Origin of the sequence: Denitratisoma sp., from assembly GCA_032027165.1 — a bacterium.
In the GTDB taxonomy this organism is placed as follows: domain Bacteria; phylum Pseudomonadota; class Gammaproteobacteria; order Burkholderiales; family Rhodocyclaceae; genus Desulfobacillus.
The window spans coordinates 2,351,030-2,372,858 of record JAVSMO010000001.1; the positions used below are offsets into that span (position 1 = coordinate 2,351,030).

15 protein-coding genes are annotated in these 21,829 nt (G+C 65.6%); 5 read left to right on the forward strand and 10 right to left on the reverse strand.

Going from position 1 to position 21,829, the window contains the following annotated elements:
* Positions 1–47: 47 nt before the first annotated feature.
* Together ROZ00_11480 and ROZ00_11485 are read left to right on the forward strand one after the other, a co-directional pair.
* Entirely contained in the window at positions 48–953 is a 906-nt protein-coding gene (locus ROZ00_11480) for a diacylglycerol kinase family lipid kinase (protein MDT3736839.1), read from the forward strand.
* Positions 954–1,114: 161 nt separating this feature from the next.
* Positions 1,115–2,449, forward strand: a complete 1,335-nt coding sequence (locus tag ROZ00_11485) for a DEAD/DEAH box helicase (GenBank protein MDT3736840.1) — start codon at positions 1,115–1,117, stop codon at positions 2,447–2,449.
* 44 nt (positions 2,450–2,493) lie between these two features.
* Here ROZ00_11485 and ROZ00_11490 read toward each other — a convergent pair whose 3' ends face one another.
* Positions 2,494–2,742 (reverse strand): hypothetical protein, encoded by a 249-nt coding sequence (locus ROZ00_11490; protein ID MDT3736841.1) that lies wholly within the window; start codon positions 2,740–2,742, stop codon positions 2,494–2,496.
* 117 nt (positions 2,743–2,859) lie between these two features.
* On the opposite strand from ROZ00_11490, the gene ROZ00_11495 reads away from it, so the two are divergent.
* Positions 2,860–3,477, forward strand: coding sequence for a GNAT family N-acetyltransferase (locus tag ROZ00_11495; GenBank protein ID MDT3736842.1), 618 nt, complete (start codon positions 2,860–2,862; stop codon positions 3,475–3,477).
* On the opposite strand, the gene fdhF is transcribed toward ROZ00_11495, so the two are convergent.
* Together fdhF and ROZ00_11505 are read right to left on the reverse strand one after the other, a co-directional pair.
* A complete protein-coding gene (fdhF, locus tag ROZ00_11500; protein MDT3736843.1) occupies positions 3,458–6,145 on the reverse strand; it encodes a formate dehydrogenase subunit alpha in 2,688 nt (895 codons plus the stop codon). The two genes, ROZ00_11495 and fdhF, sit on opposite strands and share 20 nt — an antisense overlap.
* Complete coding sequence (locus ROZ00_11505; protein ID MDT3736844.1) at positions 6,142–7,788, reverse strand: NAD(P)H-dependent oxidoreductase subunit E; 1,647 nt, start codon at positions 7,786–7,788, stop codon at positions 6,142–6,144. The genes fdhF and ROZ00_11505 overlap by 4 nt, the downstream gene beginning before the upstream one ends.
* A gap of 164 nt (positions 7,789–7,952) precedes the next feature.
* Here ROZ00_11505 and gfa point away from each other — a divergent pair, with 164 nt between their 5' ends.
* Positions 7,953–8,525, forward strand: a complete 573-nt coding sequence (gene gfa / locus ROZ00_11510) for an S-(hydroxymethyl)glutathione synthase (protein ID MDT3736845.1) — start codon at positions 7,953–7,955, stop codon at positions 8,523–8,525.
* Between the two features lie 48 nt (positions 8,526–8,573).
* Here the strand turns inward: gfa and fghA are convergent, their stop codons facing one another.
* On the reverse strand, positions 8,574–9,452 hold the full coding sequence (gene fghA, locus ROZ00_11515) for an S-formylglutathione hydrolase (protein MDT3736846.1): 879 nt from the start codon (positions 9,450–9,452) through the stop codon (positions 8,574–8,576).
* 2 nt (positions 9,453–9,454) lie between these two features.
* A complete protein-coding gene (locus ROZ00_11520; protein MDT3736847.1) occupies positions 9,455–10,564 on the reverse strand; it encodes an S-(hydroxymethyl)glutathione dehydrogenase/class III alcohol dehydrogenase in 1,110 nt (369 codons plus the stop codon).
* 639 nt (positions 10,565–11,203) lie between these two features.
* Here ROZ00_11520 and ROZ00_11525 point away from each other — a divergent pair.
* On the forward strand, positions 11,204–12,850 hold the full coding sequence (locus ROZ00_11525) for an AAA family ATPase (GenBank protein ID MDT3736848.1): 1,647 nt from the start codon (positions 11,204–11,206) through the stop codon (positions 12,848–12,850).
* Between the two features lie 121 nt (positions 12,851–12,971).
* Here the strand turns inward: ROZ00_11525 and ROZ00_11530 are convergent, their stop codons facing one another.
* From ROZ00_11530 to ROZ00_11550, 5 genes are all read right to left on the reverse strand, one after another.
* Positions 12,972–14,354 (reverse strand): hypothetical protein, encoded by a 1,383-nt coding sequence (locus ROZ00_11530; protein MDT3736849.1) that lies wholly within the window; start codon positions 14,352–14,354, stop codon positions 12,972–12,974.
* Positions 14,354–16,441, reverse strand: a complete 2,088-nt coding sequence (locus ROZ00_11535) for a DUF87 domain-containing protein (protein MDT3736850.1) — start codon at positions 16,439–16,441, stop codon at positions 14,354–14,356. The genes ROZ00_11530 and ROZ00_11535 overlap by 1 nt, the downstream gene beginning before the upstream one ends.
* A gap of 20 nt (positions 16,442–16,461) precedes the next feature.
* On the reverse strand, positions 16,462–17,406 hold the full coding sequence (locus ROZ00_11540; protein ID MDT3736851.1) for a DNA adenine methylase: 945 nt from the start codon (positions 17,404–17,406) through the stop codon (positions 16,462–16,464).
* Positions 17,407–17,849: 443 nt separating this feature from the next.
* Complete coding sequence (locus ROZ00_11545; protein ID MDT3736852.1) at positions 17,850–20,234, reverse strand: heavy metal translocating P-type ATPase; 2,385 nt, start codon at positions 20,232–20,234, stop codon at positions 17,850–17,852.
* A gap of 63 nt (positions 20,235–20,297) precedes the next feature.
* Positions 20,298–21,827, reverse strand: a complete 1,530-nt coding sequence (locus ROZ00_11550; protein MDT3736853.1) for a cbb3-type cytochrome c oxidase subunit I — start codon at positions 21,825–21,827, stop codon at positions 20,298–20,300.
* Positions 21,828–21,829 lie beyond the last annotated feature (2 nt).

Genomic DNA, 21,829 nt, shown 5'->3' on the forward strand with positions numbered 1-21,829 from the left:
GGCTCCGCCCGGGATTCAGGAGCCGGGCAACGCGCAGGATCAGGGACATGAACGGACGCTGGCTCGTCATCGCCAACCCCATCTCCGGCCAGGGCCGGGCCATGCACCATCGCCACGAGATCGAGGCCGTGCTGCGGCGTCACGGCATCGCGTTCGACTTCGTCATCAGCGAACACCCGGGGCATGCCATCGACCTCGTTGCCCGCGCCGTCGAGGGCGGCTGCCGGCAGGTCCTCGCCGTCGGCGGCGACGGCACGGTTAACGAGTGCGCCAACGGCATCTTCCGCCAGCAGGCCGCGCCGACATCCGGGGTCACGCTCGGCGTCATGCCCATCGGCACCGGCAACGACTGGGCGCGCACCCACGGCATTCCGAAGGACTACGCCGAAGTCGCCGCGCTGATGGCGGCGGGAACAAGCCGCCTGCACGACGTCGGCGTGGCCGAATTCGGCGACGGCTCGCGCCGGCATTTCGTCAACGTCGCCGGCCTCGGCTTCGACGCCCACGTCGTCGCGTCCCTGCCCGACCGCACGCTGGGGCCGCTGGCCTACCTGGTCGGCCTGGCGAAGGGCCTGCTCTCCTATGACGCCGTGTCGCTGGGACTGACTTTAGCCGACCGCAAGATCGACACCCGCGCCTTCGTGCTGTTCTTCGCCATCGGCCGCTACTGCGGCAGCGGCATGAACGTGGCGCCGCTGGCCGAGGTGGACGACGGCCTCTTCGACATCACGCTGGTGCAGGCGCTGTCGCGCTGGGAGGTGCTGAAGAGCCTGCGCAAGCTGTTCGACGGGACGCTGCTCGGCCACCCGAAGGTGATCGCCCTGCGCGAGGCGGAGGCGCGGGTGGATGCCGGGCCGGTGCCGGTGGAGGCCGACGGCGAGCTGATCGGCCATGCGCCGGTGCGCTTCACGATTCTGCCGCGCGCGCTGCGCGTGCTCGCCCAGCCGAAATAATCCCCCGCTGCACCCCTCTAGCTGTTACACTGCGCGCCGCGCTGGCCTTCCATCAGTCTGTCTGCCGCGCGCCGCGTAATTCCCTTCGCGTCTTATTTCCCCCAACGAGATCCCGCCCAGACTGATCGCCGCCACGGCGAGGCAGGTCCAGGTAACATAAAATGCAATTCACCGAACTCGGCCTGCGTGCCGAAATCCTTCGCGCCATCGCCGAAGAAGGCTACACCGAGCCGACGCCGATCCAGGCCAAGGCGATTCCCGCCGTCCTGCAGGGCCGCGACCTGATGGCCGCCGCCCAGACCGGCACCGGCAAGACGGCCGGCTTCACCCTGCCCATCCTGCAGCTGCTCAGCACGCGTCCCGCCGCCCAGCGCGGCAAGCCGCGCGTGCTGGTGCTGACGCCGACGCGCGAACTGGCCGCCCAGGTCGAGGAGAGCGTGCGCACCTACGGCCATTACCTGCCGCTGAAGTCCACGCTGATCTTCGGCGGCGTCGGCATGGGCCCGCAGATCAAGGCGCTGAAGAGCGGTGTCGACATCCTGGTGGCCACGCCCGGCCGCCTGCTCGACCACGTCGGCCAGAAGACCGCCGATCTCTCCGCCGTCGAGATCCTCGTCCTCGACGAGGCCGACCGCATGCTCGACATGGGCTTCATCCACGACATCAAAAAGGTGCTCGCGCTGGTGCCGAAGCAGAAGCAGACCCTGCTCTTCTCCGCCACCTTCTCCGACGAGATCCGCGGCCTGGCCAACGGCCTGCTGCGCGACCCGCAGCTGGTCGAGGTCGCGCCGCGCAATGCCACCGCCGACCTCGTGACGCAGCGCGTGTACCCCGTCGACAAGGCGAAGAAGCGCGACTTGCTGATCAAGCTCATCGACGACCACCACTGGCACCAGGTGCTCGTCTTCATGCGCACCAAGCACGGCGCCAACACGCTGGCCGAGAAGCTCAACAAGGCCGACATCAGCGCTGCGGCCATCCACGGAAACAAGAGCCAGGGCGCGCGCACGCGGGCGCTGGCCGACTTCAAGAGCATGAAGCTCAACGTGCTGGTGGCCACCGACATCGCCGCGCGCGGACTGGACATCGACCAGCTGCCGCACGTGGTGAACTTCGAGCTGCCCAACGTGCCGGAAGACTATGTGCACCGCATCGGCCGCACCGGCCGCGCCGGCGCCAGCGGCCATGCCGTCTCGCTGGTCTGCGTCGACGAGCACGGCCTGCTGCGCGACATCGAGCGCCTGCTGAAGAAGCCGATCGAGAAGGTGGTGCTGCCCGGCTTCGAGCCCGACCCGAGCATCCGCCCGGAGCCGATCGAGAACGGCAAGCGCTCGGGGCAGCGATCCGGCCAGCGTGCAGGTCAATCAAAGGGCGGCCAGCGCCAGGGCAACGCGCCGAAGCCGGGCGCGCCGCAACGCCAGGGCAAGCCGCCGCAGCGCGGCGGTCCGGCGCGCGGCAACGCCGCCCAGCATCACTCCGGTTCGCGGGGCCGCTGAAATGAAAAAGGCCGGCATGCGCCGGCCTTTTTCGTGATGTCCGATTACTGGACGTTGAGGATCTTCATGGCCTTGCCCAGGGTGTCCACCGACTCCTGGTGCTTGCCGGCCTTGTGCAGGGTCTCGCCCTCGGCGCGCAGCTTCTTCACTTCGGCCATCTGCTCGGCGGAGAGCTTCGGGTTCTTGCCCATCGCCTCGTCGATCTTCTTCATGTCCATCGGGCAATGGAAGGCAAAGGCCTGGCTGCCGGCCAGGGCCAGTCCGCCCAGCAATGCAATTTTTGAAATTTTCATATGGTTTCCTCTCTCTGTGGGTCCCGGCGAAGCCGGTACCTTCCCAGAATAGTCAAAACGTCCTAGAGTGCAAGCAGCAGGCCTGAAAACCCTGTTCACGGGAGTGGCAAATCGCGCATGAATACCGAAGCATCCCCGCCCATCACGATCCGCACGCTCACCGCCGGCGAGCGCGAGGCCGTCGAGCGCTTCTTCCTCGAGGAAATGGACGACATCGCCCTCTACTGGCGCTTCTTCCGCACCATGACGCCGATGACGGTGCACGCCTACGTGGCGCAGATGCGCTTCGAGAACGGCTGCGTGGTCTTCGGCGCCTTCTACGGCGAGCGCCTGGTCGGCGTCGCCGAGCTCTCCGCCATCCCCGGCAGCGAGATGTGCGCGGAGAACCGCCCCGGCGCCCTCTCCTGCGCCGAACTGGGCATTGCGGTTTCGAACCAGCTGCGCCACAAGGGCGTCGGCCGGGCGCTGCTCGACTATCTGCTGCGCCACGCCTGGACGCGCGGCCTGAAGCGCATCCAGCTCTCCAGCCTGCGCGACAACCGGCCCATGCTCATCCTCGCCGAACGCCTCGGCTTCAAGGCGCTGCGCGAGGAATCGGGCGAGATCATCATGCAGGCGCTGCGCCCGGCCGACTGGCCGCAGGACGTGCCCTTCCAGCCCCAGCAAGCCGCGTCCGGCGCACCGGACCGCGAAGTCACCTGCACCGTAAAGGTCGTCAACGCCCGCTGCAACTGAGCTTGGCCGCGCAGTACTTGAACTCGGGAATCTTGCCGAAGGGATCGAGGACCGGATTGGTGAGCAGGTTGGCCGCTGCCTCGACGTAGCAGAAGGGCATGAACAGCGTGCCGCGCGCGAGTCCCGCGTCGGCACGCGCCCGCGCCGAAACTTTCCCGCGCCGCGTCTCCAGCGTAACGAACTCTCCCGTCTTCCAGCCCAGCGCCGCCAGATCGTCCGGATGCGCATCGATGTGCGCTTCCGGCTCCAGCGCATCCAGCGCCGCCGAGCGGCGCGTCATGGCGCCGGTGTGCCAGTGCTCGAGCACGCGCCCGGTGATGAGCACGAAGGGGTAGTCGGCGTCGGGCAGTTCCGCCGCCGGCCGGAACTGCGCCGGCACGAACTTGCCGCGCCCGTTCGCCGTCGGGAAGCGTTCGGTGAAGATCACCGGCTGGCCGGGGTCGGCCGCGTCCTTGCACGGATAGGTCACCGCGTCCTCGCGCTCCAGGCGCTCCCACGAGATGCCGGCGATGGACGGCATGGCGCGGCGCATCTCCTCGAACACCTCGCGCGGGCCGGCGTAGTTCCACGCCAGACCCAGCCGGCGCGCGATCTCCTGCACGATCCACAGGTCCTGGCGCGCCTCGCCCGGCGGCGCGATGGCGGCGCGGCCGAGCTGCACCGTGCGGTCGGTGTTGGTGAACGTGCCGGTCTTCTCGGCGAAGCCGGAGGCCGGCAGCACCACGTCGGCCAGCGCCGCCGTCTCGGTGAGAAAGAGGTCCTGCACCACCAGATGCTCGAGCGCCGCCAGGCCGGCGCGCGCGTGGGCGAGGTCGGGGTCGGACATCGCCGGGTTCTCGCCCATGACGTACATCCCCTTGATCTCGCCGCGGCAGGCCGCGTCGAGGATCTCCACCACCGTGAGGCCGGGCTGCGGGTCGAGCGGCGCGCCCCACAGCGCCTCGAAGCGCGCGCGCACCGCGTCGTCGGCGACGCGGCCGTAGTCGGGCAGCATCATGGGGATGAGGCCGGCGTCCGACGCCCCCTGCACGTTGTTCTGGCCGCGCAGCGGATGCAGGCCGGTGCCGGGGCGGCCGATCTGGCCGGTCATCAGCGCCAGCGCGATCAGGCAGCGCACGTTGTCGGTGCCGTGGGTGTGCTGGGAAACGCCCATGCCCCAGAAGATCATCGCCGCGGGGGATCGGGCATACGTGCGTGCGACGGCACGTATCGTCTCGGCGTCGATGCCGCACACCGGCGCCATCGCCTCCGGCGTGGCCGCCAGCACGTTGGCGCGGAAGGCCTCGAAGCCTTCGGTGCGCTCGGCGATGAAGGCTTCGTTCGTCAGTCCCTCGGTCACGACGACATTCGCGATGGCGTTCAGCAGCGCCACGTCGCTGTCCGGCTTGAACTGCAGGGCATGGGTCGCATGGCGCGCCAGCTCGGTCTCGCGCGGGTCCATGACGATCAGCGTGGCACCGCGCTCCACCGCGTTCTTCATCCAGGTCGCCGCCACCGGGTGGTTCACCGTCGGGTTGGCGCCGATCACCACGATCACGTCGGCGTGCGCCACGTCGGCAACGGGATTCGACACTGCGCCGGAACCGATCCCCTCCAGCAGCGCCGCCACCGAGGAGGCATGGCACAGCCGCGTGCAATGGTCGACGTTGTTGCTGCCGAAGCCCGTGCGCACCAGCTTCTGGAAGAGATAGGCCTCCTCGTTCGAGCCCTTGGCCGAGCCGAAACCGGCCAGCGCCTGTTTGCCGTCGCGGGCGAGGATGCGCCTGAGGCCGTCGGCGGCACAATCGAGCGCCTCCGCCCAGCTCGCCTCGCGGAAATCCGCCAGCGTGTTGTCGACCGACTTCGCCACGCCCGGCTTGCGGATCAGCGGCTTCAGCAGGCGCTGCGGATGGCGCACGTAGTCGTAGCCGAAGCGGCCCTTGACGCACAGCCGCCCATGGTTGGCCGGCCCGTCGCGGCCGTCGACGCCGACGATGGCGTTGTCGCGCACGCGCCAGGTAAGCTGGCAGCCGACGCCGCAGTAGGGGCAGAGGGAGTCGATGCGCTGCTCGGCGACGGCCTCCGCCTTCGGCAGCAGCGCGCCCGTCGGGCAGGCCGCCACGCACTCGCCGCAGCCGACGCAGCTGCTCTTGCCCATCGGGTCATCGAAGTCGAAGACGATCGCGCCGCGTTCGGCGTAGCCGATGACGTCGTTCATCTGGATCTCGCGGCAGGCGCGCAGGCAGCGTGTGCACTGGATGCAGGCGTCGAGCCGCACGGCGATGGCCGGGTGCGAGGCGTCGGCTTCGGGCTGTGCGCGGCGCGGGAAGCGCGGCGCGCCGACGTTCATGCGGCGCGCCCAGTCGTCCAGCTCGGAATCGGCGCGCACCGCCTCGGCCGGCATGTCCGAAGCAAGCAGCTCCAGCACCATCCTCTGCGCCGCCACGGCGCGCGCGCTCTGCGCCTGCACCTGCATGCCTTCTTTCGGCGCGCGGCAGCACGACGGCGCCAGCGTGCGCTCGCCGGCGATCTCGACCACACAGGCGCGGCAGTTGCCGTCTGCGCGCAGCCCCTCCTTCCAGCAGAGGTGCGGAATGTCGACGCCGTGGCGCGCAGCCGCTTGCAGGATGCTCTCGCCCGCGCTCGCCTCGATCTCGCGGCCGTCGAGGGTGAATTTGACCGCGCTCACGGCTTCTTCTCCAGCTCGTGCGGGAAGAACTTCAACACCGAGAGCAGCGGATTCGGCGCCGCCTGGCCGAGGCCGCAGATCGAGGCGTCCTGCATGGTCTGCGCCAGCTCCTTCAGCAGGCCGGTGTCCCACGCCTCGCGCGCCATCAAAGTCGCCGCTTTCTGCGTGCCGACGCGGCAGGGCGTGCACTTGCCGCAGGACTCGTGGGCGAAGAAGCGCATGGCGTTCACCGCCGCGGCGCGCGCGGAATCCTGCTGCGAGAGCACGACGATCGCCGCCGAGCCGATGAAGCAGCCGTGTTCCTGCAGCGTATCGAAGTCGAGCGGCACATCGGCCAGCCGCGCCGGCAGGATGCCGCCGGAGGCGCCGCCCGGCAGGTAGGCATACAGCTCGTGGCCGGGCAGCATGCCCTCGCAGAACTCGTCGATCAGCTCGCGCAGGGTGATGCCGGCCGGCGCGAGATGCACCCCCGGCTTCACCACGCGCCCGCTCACCGAGAAGGAACGCAGACCCTTGCGGCCGTGGCGGCCCTGCGATGCGAACCACGCCGCGCCGCGCTCGACGATCTCGCGCACCCAGTACAGCGTCTCCATGTTGTGCTCGAGGGTCGGCCGGCCGAACAGCCCGACCTCGGCCACGAAGGGCGGGCGCAGGCGGGGCTGGCCGCGCCTGCCCTCGATGGATTCGATCATGGCCGATTCCTCGCCGCAGACGTAGGCGCCGGCGCCGCGCCGCAACTCGATCTCCGGCGCCTGCGGAAAGGCGGCGCGCAGCGCGTCGAGCTCCTCCGCCAGCAGCGCCCGCAGGCCGGCGTATTCGTCGCGCAGGTACACGTAGATTTTTTCGATGCCCACCGCCCAGGCGGCGATGAGCATGCCCTCGAGGAAGCGGTGCGGCTCGCGCTCGAGGTAGTAACGGTCCTTGAAGGTGCCCGGCTCGCCCTCGTCGATGTTAACCGCCATCAGGCGCGGCGCGGGCTGATCGCGCACGACGCGCCACTTGCGCCCGGCCGGAAAGCCGGCGCCGCCGAGGCCGCGCAGGTTGGCGTGCTCCAGCGCGGCGATGATGTCCTCGGCGCTGCGGCAGCCGGTCGCGCAATCCTCATAGAGCTTGTAGCCACCGGCGGCGCAGTAGTCGTTCAGGCGGCGCGCGCCTTCCGGCAGCGGCGCCTCGGTGGCGCCGGCCGAGAGGGCGTAGCGCACGGCATGCGCGTCGGCCTCCTCGACGGGATTCCGCCCCACCACCGCCAGCGGCGCGCACTCGCAGCGGCCGACGCAGGGCACGCGCTGCACGCGCACGCCGTCCCCCAGCGACTGACTTAATGCCGCGATGAGCTCCTCGCCCCCCGCCATCGCGCAGGCCAGCGAGTCGCACACCCGCACAGTCAGCGGAGGCGGCGGCGCCCCGCCTTCGTGCACGACGTCGAAATGGTGGTAGAAGGTGGCGACCTCGTACACCTCGGCGCGCGCGAGCTTCATCAGCTGCGCCAGCGCGGCAAGGTGCCCGGCGTCGATATGGCCGTGCGCATCCTGGATGCGGTGCAGGTATTCGATCAGCAGATCGCGGCGCGGCGCCCCGCCGACGAGGCTGCGGACTTCTTCCAGCGCGGCGGCGGGGACGGGACGGACATGGCGGCGGGACATGCGGAGATTGTGCAGGAATGATCGCGCTTCAACAATCCCGCGCGCCTCAGGGACAACCACCATGCCGCTAGGTAAACATCCCGATTGTCCCTGCGCGGCGCGCGGTTTAAGTTTGCCCAGGCATTCCGTTCGCAACACATCCCGCCGAAAAGGAGAAACGACTCATGGGCAACGCTTTCACGATTCATCCGTCGATCGAGGCCGGCATCAAGCCGGCGGCGCCCGGCTTCGCCGGGGGCAAGCTGTACTGCAAGTGCCCCACCGACAAGGTCGAGGTGACCATCGCCGCGCAGACTGCGCACAACCACGCCTGCGGCTGCAGCAAGTGCTGGAAGCCGGCCGGCGCCCTGTTCTCGCAGGTCGCCGTCGTCTCGCGCGACGCGCTGAAGGTCACCGCCCATGCGGAAAAGCTGAAGGTCGTCGATCCCAACGCCGTCATCCAGCGCCATGCCTGCACCGGCTGCGGCGTGCACATGTACGGCCGCATCGAGAACAAGGCGCACCCCTTCTACGGCCTGGATTTCGTGCACACAGAGCTGTCCGACAGCAGCGGCTGGTCGCCGCCGGAGTTCGCCGCCTTCGTCTCCTCCATCATCGAGACGGGAACCGATCCGGCACAGATGGCCGACGTGCGCGCACGGCTGAAGCAGCTCGGGCTGGAGCCCTACGACTGCCTGTCGCCGGCGCTGATGGACGCGATCTCGACGCACGTCGCCAAGAGCAAGAAGGCGGCGTAGGGACTACCCCTCACCCGAACCCTCTCCCCACCGGGGAGAGGGAGTTTCCTACTGCTGCAGTGCGTTCGCCTGATTAGGCTGGCGCACGGCCAGTGCCTTGGCGTGAAACCTGAGGTGCTCCTCGATGAAGGTGGCGATGAAGAAGTAGCTGTGGTCGTAGCCCTCGCGCAGGCGCAGGTCGAGCGGGACGCCGGCCTTCGCGCAAGCTTCGCGCAGCAGGTCCGGCTTGAGCTGGGTGTCGAGGAACTGGTCCCTGGTGCCCTGGTCGACCAGCAGCGGCGGCCACTTCCAGCCGCGCGATTCGATCAGGGCGGTGGCGTCGTACTGGCGCCAGGCGTCGCGATCCTCGCCGAGATAGCCGGCGAGCGCCTTCTCGCCCCAGGGGCAGCGCATCGGCGACGAGATGGGTGCAAAAGCAGAAACCGACTTGAAGCGCTGCGGATTGCGCAGCGCCAGCACCAGCGCGCCGTGGCCGCCCATGGAATGGCCGAAGATGCCGGCCCGCGCCGGATCGACGGCGAAATTCGACGCCACCAGCCAGGGCAACTCCTCCGTCAGGTAGGAATACATCCGGAAGTGCTTTCGCCAGGGTTCCTGCGTCGCGTCCACGTAAAAACCGGCGCCCTGGCCGAAGTCGTAGCTGTCCTTGTCGTCGGGCACCCCCTCGCCGCGCGGGCTGGTGTCCGGCGCGACGATGGCGAGGCCGAGCTCCGCCGCCACGCGCTGCGCCCCCGCCTTGACGATGAAGTTCTCCTCGGTGCAGGTCAGCCCCGACAGCCAGTAGAGCACCGGCACCAGGCCGTCTTTCGCCTGCGGCGGCAGGAACAGCCCGAAGCGCATGGTGCAACCGGTTTCGGGCGAGGCGTGGCTGTAGACGCCCTGCACGCCGCCGAAGCACAGGTTCTGCGAGACGGTGGTCAGCGTCATGTTCAGAAGGTCACCACCGAGCGGATCGACTTGCCCGCGTGCATCAGGTCGAAGGCCTCGTTGATGCGCTCCAGCGGCATGACGTGGGTGATCAGGTCGTCGATGTTGATCTTGCCTTCCATGTACCAGTCGACGATCTTCGGCACGTCGGTGCGGCCGCGCGCGCCGCCGAAGGCCGAGCCCTTCCACACCCGCCCGGTGACGAGCTGGAACGGCCGCGTGGCGATCTCCTGCCCGGCGCCGGCGACGCCGATGATGGTGGAGACGCCCCAGCCCTTGTGGCAGCACTCCAGCGCCTGGCGCATCAGCTTGACGTTGCCGACGCATTCGAAGGTGTAGTCGGCGCCGCCCTTGGTCAGGTTCACCAGATGCGCGACGAGGTCGCCCTCGACCTCCTTCGGATTGACGAAGTGGGTCATGCCGAACTTCTCCGCCAGCGCCTGGCGCGCCGGGTTGAGGTCGACGCCGACGATCATGCCGGCGCCGGCCAGGCGCGCGCCCTGGATGACGTTGAGGCCGATGCCGCCGAGGCCGAACACCACCACGCTGCTGCCCGGCTGCACCTTGGCCGTGTAGATCACCGCGCCGATGCCGGTGGTGACGCCGCAGCCGATGTAGCAGACCTTGTCGAAGGGCGCGTCCTCGCGGATCTTCGCCACCGAGATCTCCGGCATCACCGAATAGTTGGCGAAGGTCGACGTGCCCATGTAGTGGAACAGCTTCTTGCCGCCGATGCTGAAGCGGCTGCTGCCGTCGGGCATCAGGCCCTGGCCCTGCGTCGAGCGGATCGCCTGGCAGAGGTTGGTCTTCTGCGACAGGCAGTATTCGCACTGGCGGCATTCCGGCGTGTACAGCGGGATGACGTGGTCGCCCGGCTTGACGCTGGTGACGCCCGCGCCCACCTCGACGACGATGCCGGCGCCCTCGTGGCCGAGGATCGCCGGAAACAATCCCTCCGGATCGTCGCCGGAGAGCGTGAAGGCATCGGTGTGGCAGACGCCGGTGGCCTTGATCTCCACCAGCACCTCGCCGGCCTTCGGCCCTTCGAGCTGCACCGTTTCAATGGTCAGGGGGGCGCCGGCCTTCCAGGCCACGGCTGCGCGTACGTCCATGGTTCGCTCCTTGGTGATTTCGATGCCGGATCGGGCGGGATTCCCCTCCGGAGGTTGTCGCTGGAATTTATCCAACTCCGCACAGGCGCGGAATCCGGATCATTCCAGTGGAGGCTAGGGGTTATCCCTTAGAACAGTCCCCTCTCCCCACTCGCTGGGGAGAGGGCTAGGGAGATGGGCAACGCCGTACCACGCAGACTGACTTTTCCCGGGAAACGGAACTCGCCCAAGCCGAGTAGCCTGATCGCCCAAATGACTTGGGGCGGCAAAATCAATGGGAGGAAATTCAGTGAGGGATTTCTGACGTCTCGAACTCGGCCTAAGCGGTCTTCCGCGCTTACAAGCGCAATTGCAGTTGTCGACCCAAACCGATCTTCAGGAACGCCGCTGACCTGCCATTTGTGCGGCTGCCTCACTCTGGAACCTGCCTGACGGCCTACGGAAGTACTCGGCCGAACCAGCTACTCGGAACGCTCAATTGGCCGTCCTTAACGGCCGCATAAGCAGCCAGCCCCCTTGCGGATAGCTGCCATTGCTCATGAAGAAGTCATTGTCAGACTGATCCTGTCAAGGCACAATTCAATTGATGAACCAGAGGCAGAACGGCGCTTGTAGGTGATTTAGAACCATATCAAACGTATGGCCGCAATCCGCATTCGATCGATTCAATTCTCCACTATTCCATTCCGCCGGCTCAAATCGCTGATCATCCCTATTGCAGAACGCGTTACCCTGATTGCCGGGCATAACGGAACTGGGAAATCAACGATTCTGGCTTTTTTGGCTAATGGCTCAGGGCTTTCCGAAAAGGAATACGTCAGCTACTTCAATCGGTCGGTGCAAGCCAACTTTCAGGAAATCATCCACCTCACTGTTGAGCATGACTACGTTCACGATGTCGATAGCAAGCCCTATGTCTTGATCACCTACGACATCGGCGGTCAGACGCTCGTAAAGAAGTGCAATGTCACGCGCAGAGGTAAGAGTCTTTTTCGCGTTGTCCCGAGAAACGACCCGAAAGAGGATTTCGACCACGAGGGCATAGCATTCGGGCGTGATGCAAAGGTGCCCTGGCCGACCATATATCTCGGGATGCTTAGGATGATCCCAATCGGAGAAAGCGAACGACTGCACATTCGTAAGTCGAGCGATACGACCATGCACGCCGAGGACCGGGCGTACATCCAGAAGATCACGAACGAACTTATCGACACTGGAAAGAGCACCGCGAGCTCGATCACCCATCAGAGCATTGCGCATACAAAGAAAGTGTCCAAGCACGCGGATTATGCCTACGATAGCCGTGCTATCTCGCTTGGACAAGACTCCCTCAGTTGTGTCGTAACCGCGCTGGCATCGTTCAAGAAACTGAAGCGGGAAATGGGAAACAACTATCCTGGTGGTCTTTTGATCGTGGACGAACTTGACGCCGGATTTCACCCTCGGACGCAATGCAAGCTGCTGCGTGTCTTGCAGAACGAATCTGCAGACCTCGATCTCCAAGTCATCGCCACGACTCACTCGCTCATACTGATTCAGGCGCTGCATGAACAAATCTCAAGGGCGCCTCAAGAACATTCGCCTGATCGGGTGAATTACATACAGGACACCCGCAACCCACACCTGTGTGGCGGCTGGTCGTTCGATCAGATACGGGATGACATGCATGTTCGACCGCCGGACACGGTTGCTCCAAAGAAGCCAGTTGTCATGCTCTATGCCGAAGACGACGAGGCACAGTTCTATGGCGAGCGTTTGCTGCGGGGGGCGCGCAAGTTGCGGATCATGAGAGCGACGGGCGTGAATTTGAAGATTCTGTCTCTCAAGATGGGCCATAACAATCTCCTCAATCTGTACAAAGCCGATGACTATTTCAAGAGTGTCGTGATCCTCGTCGACGCCGATGTTGAGAATAAAAAGCTGCGCGGAAAGCGCAATGTCGTCCGCCTGCCTGGCATGGCAGCAAACGGGGATAAGCCAACTCCGGAGCTCATCCTCTATCGATTCATCGAATCATTGATCGATGACCCGAGCAGCCACCAGGAGACATGGGCAGCCCTTCAAGCGAAGAGATTGAGTAGCGACTACCTCAAAGAACACTTGCTCGACGATCCGGATGTGCGCATCGGCGAGCGCGGACCCGCGAAGGCATGGTTCTCGCGACGCTTGGCGCTGATCGAAGAGTGGGGCCTTGTCGATCTATGGATTGCCGAGAATGGCCTTTTGGTTAATGACTTCGAGGAAGAGCTAATTCGGGCGATTCGCGTTGTGCATCCAGCTGCTTGAACAGACTGGCCGAACGGATCGCCGATCCCTACCGCGTATAGCTATTGGTCAGTCTGGCGGAGATGCCGACCAATTGCAGGAGTGGTTGCTCCCTGCTGACGTAGCGGGCGCTGATTGTGCCCTATTTCTCCTGTTTGTTGGGCTGAAGACCACTCCGTACTAGCAGGTCGAGCACTTTGCCGCCGGGTACGAGGCTGATTGATGCATGCCTGTGCGCCAGCGCCACTGGTACCAGCGCGTTGTCGTACAGGTCCATCTCGAAGTGGCGGATCAAGTCGCACGCTCGCTCAATCAATGATCCATAGTGCGCGAGATCGACTTTGGCTTTCGCGAATCCCTTGCCGCCACCGCCGAAGGTCTTGTCCTCGAATGGATAAGGGATTGCGAAGTTGAAGATGCGCCCTCGCTCGGTCTTGAACAGGAAATCTTGCCCGTAGTACGTCTCGTTGCCGAAGTTCGCCGCCGGGGAGTCGCCACCAGTGATGAACTGATTTCGGTAGTCGTCGTCGATGACGCGGAGCACGCCGTCCGGCAGAAAACGTTCAAGCAGCCGGGCATGGTCCATGACTCCACCAGTCTTTTGCAGCCCGAGCACAAGCATGGGCTCCAGCCCCATCTTCGCAAGGCGCTCGTTCACGCGGAATATCAGCTTCTGGAGGCGCGGATGCAGCTTGGCCGGCTCACCGAACAGCGCAAGCGGACCGTCGAGAACGAAGGTGATATCCGACAGCGCCTGCGGCTGCGCCTCAAAAACTTGGAGGATGAAGCCTGCGAGCATGAGGTGCTCCATGGCATTCATCATCCGGGTCATCGCGCTGGCGTTATCGCCAAAGTCGCTGATGCCCTCGTGAAGCCGTAGGAAGTCAGACGCGTAGACCTCGGCGCCGCAAGCGCCACATGCGCGCTTGAGTGCGGCACGATCGAACGTGGGACCAGGGGACCCACCGCAACAGGGGCAGCTAGAGAGCGTCAGCGAGTTGTCGTTCAGTACCACGAGCATTCGAGCCAGCACCTGGCCGTTCTGCGTTTCGCTGCGGTCGATAGTCAGCTGATCGAACAGCGCTCGCCGAAAGCCATCCCGGACATTGTCGATGCCGCGGTACCGAATGTTGCTGCCAGGCATCGTGAAGGTGATGGGCGAGGCCGAACGATGCATTTCGGCGACCTTGAACGGGTCGACGAATCGATTGACCGGGTCAACAAGGCCCGCATACTTCGCCATGTCGACTAGCACATGGCTGACCTTCAAAAAGCCGACTTGCGTGCTCGGTAGCTTGTCGCTGATCGGCGCGTCGCTTTTACTAGCATCGGAGGCCAAGACGTAGCGCGGAAGCTTCGGTGGGTCTCCGGCCGGAGCGCGCACGAAGCGCGACGCGAGCTCTAGAGCCTCAGCATCCGAGGGCTCACGCAGGTAGGTGCAATTTTTGAGGAAGGTTTGAACGTCCGGATTGCGTACGAAGTCGGCGTGGCCACCCTTGCCGGCCGTTTCGCGTGCGTACGGCATCAGAACAGATCCTCGACGCCAGATCGCGACTTGTCGGAGTCGGAGTCGCCGGGCGCCAACGCCGCAAGCTCGCGTTTGATCTCTTCGGGTGTGAAGCGGTTGATTTGGGTTGGGATCACAAACGGTGCCGACAGTGTCTTGATGCGAGCGAAACCGACATCCTGGGCAGCCTTGAGCGACCCTACGAAATCGGCGAAGTCGTAGAACTTGCCGAGCGTGCGCAGTTCGTCGTCATTGTTCAGGTGTGTGACGAACCAGTTCTCCGTGTTGGCCAGGATGTTCGCGTGTACCGACGAGGGCTCCTGAGTCGCGTAGACGAAGGCGATCTTCGCCTTGGCGCCCTCCTTGGCGATCCGCGGCCAGGTATCCGTCAGCTCTGCTTGCTTGCCGATGAGGTTGTGAGCCTCCTCGACGTAGAGCACGACATTCATCGGGCTGTCACCACGATTGAGAACGTCGAACTGTCTATCGAAGACGGCCCGTGCCACGCGGTCAGATAGGGTCTTGCGGATAGAGACCGGCCCTGCAGATAGATCAAGGATGATGATGTGGCCTTGATAGAGGAAGCCGAGAATCTCCTTGACGACGTCTCCCTGGCGGCGCCACGAATGGTAGTCGGTGTACTCCTGCAACTGACGATAGCCGCGTATGTACCCGCCACCCGAGCTCGCGTTGCAAAGCACATTGAGCGTCGCCTCTAGGGAGGCATCCACCCACTTGCTGCCCTTGCTGCTGCCAGGTAGCGGAGTCGCAAGGTTGGTAGCGCGAGCAGCCGTGAACCACACCGTTGCCTGTATGAGATTGAGCCTGAGGTACTGCTGGTTATTTCCGCGAACCACCGGTGCTGGAAAATCATCCGGAAGCTTGGGCTTGACCGCATCAAGAACGGCCTTGCTTACAGGGAAGTCAACCGTGAAGTCCTGGGGCGCGCGATAGCGCGCCGCGTTCAGCACGCAGCAGAAGGCAGCGCGCCGAACCTGCCAGCGGTTGTGCTCCCCCCGGTCCCCGTTCTGGTCAGGTTCATCCAGTGAGCTCGTCAGAAACGTCGTTATGTCCTGCGCTGAGCCTCGAGTATCCCGAGAAAGTTGCTCCAAGAGACCGAGCGCGACATCGGGCTGCTCGTAGAAGTTGATGCGCAGGTCCTTGAACCCCGGCGTGTCGATGGCACGATAACGCTTTACGCTATCGCCAAAGACATCCGCGATCGAGCTGCCGTCGTCTTGGTGGTTGGCGTTGGCATATTCGCCATTCACATCGAAGATCAGCTGACCGACCTTGATGCCAGACTTGAGGGCGGCAATCGCGACGGCAGAGACCGTTGTTTTCACGGTATTCGACTTACCGGTGCGCGTCATCCCAAGCACGGCGGTCCGACGCGCCAGAAAGTCAGCCGGCTGGATCTGCACCTTCACCTGAGGCTCGCCTGCTCCGCGATGCAGGCGAGCGGTGGACGTGAAGCGCACTGTCCCCACGTCGATGGGCTTGGGGGTGTCTTTGAACCCGGCTTTGAGCGCCTCATCGCGCGCCTTCGCGCGCACTTCTGGATTCACGTGGTTAACGATCATCTCGAGCGACGCACCGCGCGGCTTGAACGCGCGCATGCGCGACAAGCTCATGAAGTTTTCGATGTCGCTACCGAGCCGCAGCTCGCCGTTTTCCATGAAGAACGTGCCGAGCACGCGGCAGCGCATGCCTCCCCACTGCAGCTCACTCGCCGTCATGGGGTCGAGGCCATCGTTCACGTCACCCGGCAGCCGCTCCGTATCGCGCCGGCGTTGATGATGCTCGATGCGCGTGCGGACCATATCGGCGTCTTGGGGCAGCGACGCAGGGCCGAGCACACGCAACAGCACGACTTCCTGGTCTATCGGCGACGCGGCATCAAAGCGCGCCGGATCAAAGCCCGCCGCGAGCAGAAAGGAGTTATGAGGCAGGCCGTTCACCGCGTGTTTGAAGGCGTCGTTCGTCTGAACGAAACACTCGTCGTACTTGAGGCTGTAGACATAGCCAACGAAGGCCTGATCCACATCGCCAATCAGCCGAGTGAGCGGGTTGTCTGAAATGACGGTGCGCAATACCGTGTTCACGGTTCCTCCTCTTCTGCAGACTATGTGCTCGGCACCTCGGCCTTCGCTGTGCGGCTCGCTTCGCGCCGTGCGGTCAGTTGGGCGCCACGTGTCAGCCGCGGAGGCGTCGGCAGCATAAGGTTCGCGTAGAACAGCACTTCAGTAGCCAACGGGCGCGCTAGGTGGGTCGAGTACTGAAGCGAGAACTCTGTTGCCTCCATCCCGCTATAGAGTTCCCGGATTTCTGGGCAGTTGTCATAGGTGATAAGTAGTGGGCGTTCGGTCAGCGACGCATAGTGAGCGATCGCCTCATGATCCCCATGCTGATAGTGATGCAGGTATAGCTGACTACCCTTCACGTAGTAGGGTGGGTCCATGTAAATCAGGGTCTTGTCCGGTAAGCCGGGGCCGCTGTCTACGAGCATGTCAAGCGCGTCCATGCCGACGACCGTGATGCGCTCACGCATCGCTCCAATCGCGCGCACCCTAGCAATCAGATCGTCTCGCTGGTAGCGTGCGTCGAGCTTGTAAGCTCCAGCCTGCTCTTTGCCGCCGATGACTCCGCCAGTAAGGATTCCTGAACGGCTCGTACGGTTAAGAAAGAATGCCGCGAACCCTAACTCGGTCTGCGAATGCTTGGCGGGGTTAGCCACCATGGCTTGGCAGGCTGCCCGCGTCTCCATGGTTACCGGCATCTCCCGAATCCTTTGCACGAACTCATCGGAGTGGTGCACCACAGATTGCCAGAACGCGTGTATGAGTGGATCGGCATCGTTGATGACAATGTGCTCCACGTAGTTCTGGAGCAGCAGGTAGAGTGCCGCACCGGCGCCGCCGGCGTACGGCTCGACGTACCAACCACCCCGCAAGGCATTCTGTTCGATAACGCTAGCCAACCACGGGCCCAGCCGTCCCTTCCCACCGGGATACCGCAGTGGGCTGGCGAAAAAGCCGGCGAATTGCGCTCGCTGGCCTTCACAAGGCATCTTGACTTCTCCTCTTGGACTTGTTGTAGCACAACCAGCTGCCACTACACATTTGCTTCCTGGCCGCATGCTATTGAGCCACAACCGCACAATTGTCTGTGGATGGGAATGTTATCAGTATATTTGGGCGTTCGCCGCTGTAGCCGAGCAACGTGCCCTCGGCAGGTTCTGCTGGCTAGGCTGTGATCGGCCAGCTGCCGCCCGTGATCACCGCCGCACAAGCCCTTGGATGGCCGCCTTTTGCCGACAACTGCAATGAAAAATTCGAGAGCGGACGGTTTTGGACGGCTGCTCTCAAGTGAAATTTCAGTCCGCTCAGGCCGATCACCGGCCCCATGCAACCCCCCGCGCCGTATCGCAGAGACTGACTTTCCCGCTCCGCAAGCCTGCGGGCAGGCGCCCGCCGGGCTCTGCCTGGGCGTTCTCGAAACCGCAGTGACGGTTTAGCGCGCCGAGGAAGGCGCGCCGGGGACGGGCGCCGGGCGTTCGCCGCCCTCGTCTTCGCCCTCGCCCTCGAACGGGTCCTTGCCGAGGATCGGGCGCGCGGCGTTCATCACCACCAGGATGCTGCTCGCCGACATCGCCGCGGCGGCGACGAGCGGGCTGAGCATGCCGGTGGCCGCCAGCGGGATGGCGATGGCGTTGTAGGCGAGCGCCCAGCCGAGGTTCTGGCGGATGCGCCGGCGGGTGACGCCGATGAGGAGGAAGGCTTCGAGCACGCGCTCGAGGCGCTTGCCCGGGATGACGATGTCGGCGGCCTCGGCCGCCAGCGCGGTGGGCGCGCCGAAGGCGATGCCGAGGTCGGCCTCGGCCAGCGCCGGCGCGTCGTTGCTGCCGTCGCCGATCATGGCGACGCGGCCCTGCGCCTTGAGGCGACGGATGACGGCGGCCTTGGCCTCGGGCGGCACGCCGGCGTGCACCTCGTCGACATGCTGGCGGTAGCCGTTGGGATGCTCGGCGCCGGTGAGCAGCACGACGCGGCAGTGGCGGCGCAGCGACTCGACGACGCGGTCCCAGGCCGGGCGCGAGCGGTCGCGCGTGAGGATGGCGCCCTCGGCGGCGCCGTCCCAGCCGACGTAGGAGACGACGGCCTCGCCGTGGCGGCTCCGCTCGGCGCGGGCGGACAGCGATTCGGGAACCGTCCAGCCGAGCGTGGCGAACAGCGTGCGGCTGCCGACGGCGATGCGCTTGCCGCCGACCGTGGCGACGGCGCCGCGCCCCGGGTGGAGCGCGACCTCGCTCGCGCTGCGGCCGGCGTCGAGTTGGGCGATGGCGCGCGCCACCGGGTGCGGCGAGTGCCGCTCGACGGCGGCGGCGCGGGCGGCGAGCTCGGCCGAGCCGATCACCTCGACCACCGCCATCTCGCCGCTGGAGAGCGTGCCGGTCTTGTCGAGGGCGACGACGTCGACGCGCGGCGATTTCTCGAAGAGGTCGGGGCCGGTGACGACGATGCCGCGGCGCAGCGCCGCGCCGATCGCCGCCGCGGTGGTGAGCGGAATGGCCAGGCCGAAGGTGCACGGGCAGGAGACGATGAGCGTGGCGAGCGCGGCGAGCAGCGCCTTCTCGGCGCCCGCGCCGGCGGCGAGGAAACCGATGCCGACCAGCGCCGCCAGCGCCAGCACGCCGGGCACGAAGCGGCGCGAGAGGCGGTCGACGCGGGCCTGCAGGCCGGTGCTCGCGCTCTGCGTGTTCCAGAGGATGCGGGCGAGGCTGGCCATGCGGCTTTCCACCTGCGGGCCGGTGTCGATCTCCAGGTTGCCCTCGAGCAGGCGGCTGCCGCCGAGCACCTTCTCGCCCTCGCCGCGCGACACCGGGAAGGGCTCGCCGGTCATGAGCGATTCGTCCACCGCGCCGCGGCCGGCGACGACGCTGCCGTCGACGGGGATGGCCTCGCCCTGGCGCACGAAGACGCGGTCGTGCGGCTGCACCTCGTCGAGCGGGCAGTCGAGATACTGGCCGCCGCGCAGCACGCAGGCGCGCGGCGCCCAGACGCGCATGATGGACTTGAGCGATTCGGTGGCGCGCGCGCGCGCGCCACGCTCGAGGTGGCGGCCGATGGTGACGATCATGACCAGGGTGCCGGCCACCTCGAAATAGAGGTCGATGGAGCGGTTGAAGAACTGGATGACGCTGTAGCCGTAGGCCGCGAGGATGGCCAGGGCGAGCAGGAGGTCCATGTTGGGCAGGCGCGCGCGCAGGCCGATCCAGGCCCCGCGCAGGATCGGCCAGCCGACGAAGAACACCAGGATCGTCGTCAGGAAGAGCAGGAAGATCGGCACGGCCTCGAAGGCGAGCCGGCGCATCGCGCCGTAGTCCTCCACCGTCAGCCAGCCGCCATGGATCGGGTAGATGAAGATGAAGGTCAGCATCATCACCAGCGAGGCGGCGGTGACGCCGGACACCAGGCGCAGCAGGTCGAGCCCCTCTTCGTGCTCCGGCGCCGGCTCGCCGCGCAGCCGGGCGCGGTAGCCGTGGCGGCTGAGGAGCCGCGGCAGTTCGGCTTCCTTCACCTGCGTCGGGTCGTAGACGATGCGCGCGGTGGCGGTGGCGTAGCTGGAGGCGGCGTCGAGCACGCCGGGATGCTTCAGGGCGAGCTTGCCGATGAGGAATTCGCAGGAGGCGCAGTGCATGCCGTCGATCCACAGGAAGGCCTCGCGGCCCTCCGCGGGAGTCGCCGTGCTGCGGGGACTGACTTTTGCCGCGCGGTTGGCTAGGGCGTCCTCGCCGAAGGCGCGGTACACCTCGCGGCAGCCGATGCAGCAGAAGTCGTGGCCGGCGTCGGACACCGGCGGTTTCGGCAGGGGCAGGCCGCAGAGCGTGCAGGGCATCGGGATGGCACTAAAAAAAGAAGCGTCCGCATCGCTGCGGACGCTCCGGTTTGCCGAATCGTCTTACGCCCGGGCCAGTTCGCCCATGGGCGCGGAGATGTCGCGCGACTTCATCAGGTTGTAGAAATATACGGCAAACGAGGCGCCGAGGATGAGGCCGAAGACCAGGATCAGGTTGCCGTAGAGCATCCAGCCTTCCGGGTGCCAGTCGGCGAAGCGCCGCGGCATGCCGGCCGCCCCGCCCGCCAGCATGGTGATCGCCGCGCCGAAGCTGCCGACGGTCATCATCTTGACGTACCGGTTGCCCAGCGCCGGGTCGAGCTTGCGGCCCGTGATCACCGGATAGTGGTGGTACAGCACGCCCATCCACATCATGGACATGGCCAGGATGACCGTCATGAAGTGGCCGCTCTGCCACATGGTGCCATGCAGCTGGTAGGTCCAGGCGATGTTGGAGGTGACGATGGCGCTGGCGCCGTCGAGGATGTAGAGCGCCCAGCCGACCAGCACGGCGACGATGCCGGGCTCCGGCTTCAGCCCGTGCTGCCAGATGGTGGCGAGGACGGTGAAGATGCTGATCGCCGCGCCCATGCCGGTGCCCCAGCTCATGATGTTGCCCCAGTAGGACAGGGCCGCCGGCTGGTTCGGGTAGAAGGTGATGAAATGGTGCAGGCCCGAGGTGACCGACGTCACCAGCAGGATCCACAGGGCCAGGTTGGCCAGCTTTTCGCTGTAGAGCTTGCGCGAGCCGTCGGCCAGGTAGAGCGGCAGCGTGGCATACATCGCGCTCGCCACCATCAGCGCCATCGCCTCCATCAGGTTGTGGGCGAAGAGATAGAAGGTGTATTGGAACACCACCGGGTCGGCCGCCCAGGCGGCGAGCGACATGGGCAGGATCTTGTAGAGCGCCAGCAGCAGCGTCGTGCCGACCACCACCAGCGGCAGGCCCGTCAGCAGCAGCGTCGCGGCGGCGAGCAGCATGCCCAGCATGCCCGGCTCGTTGAGCGAGCGCTCGGAGAGGACGAGCTCCGCGCGCTTCCTGCCGAAGAACATCATCTTCAGCACCAGCAGCGGGTACCAGAGGATCATGCAGGAGAGCACCAGGTAGATGCCGGTGAAGCCGACGATCACCGACTCCATGCTCCAGACGCCCATCTGCGCGCCGACCAGGGGCAGCGGGAACATCACCACCACGCTGACCTTGAGGCCCATGAGGACGGCGACGGTGAGGATGGCGCCGCCGAGGTTCATCGACAGCCAGGCCAGCGCCGGCAGCCAGCCGGTGATGGCCTTGCCGACGCAGCCGCCGGAGCGGTGCAGGCCGACGCCCATCATGAGCTGGAACGAGAAGGGGAAGGTCAGCGCCGCGCCGTGCAGCGTCAGGGTGGTGTAGAAGTGGTCGGAGCTGAGATCGAAGATCTGCGTCGCCGGCATGACCAGGCCCAGCAGGCCGGCCACGACGAGCCAGACGAAGGAACTCATGATCATCAGCGCCGGCCAGGCGTTGATCTCCTCCAGGCCGGTGCTCTTGTCGACCGCGAACATCTTGCCGAAGACCGGCGTGCTCTTGACGATGGTGGTGGCTATGCTCATTT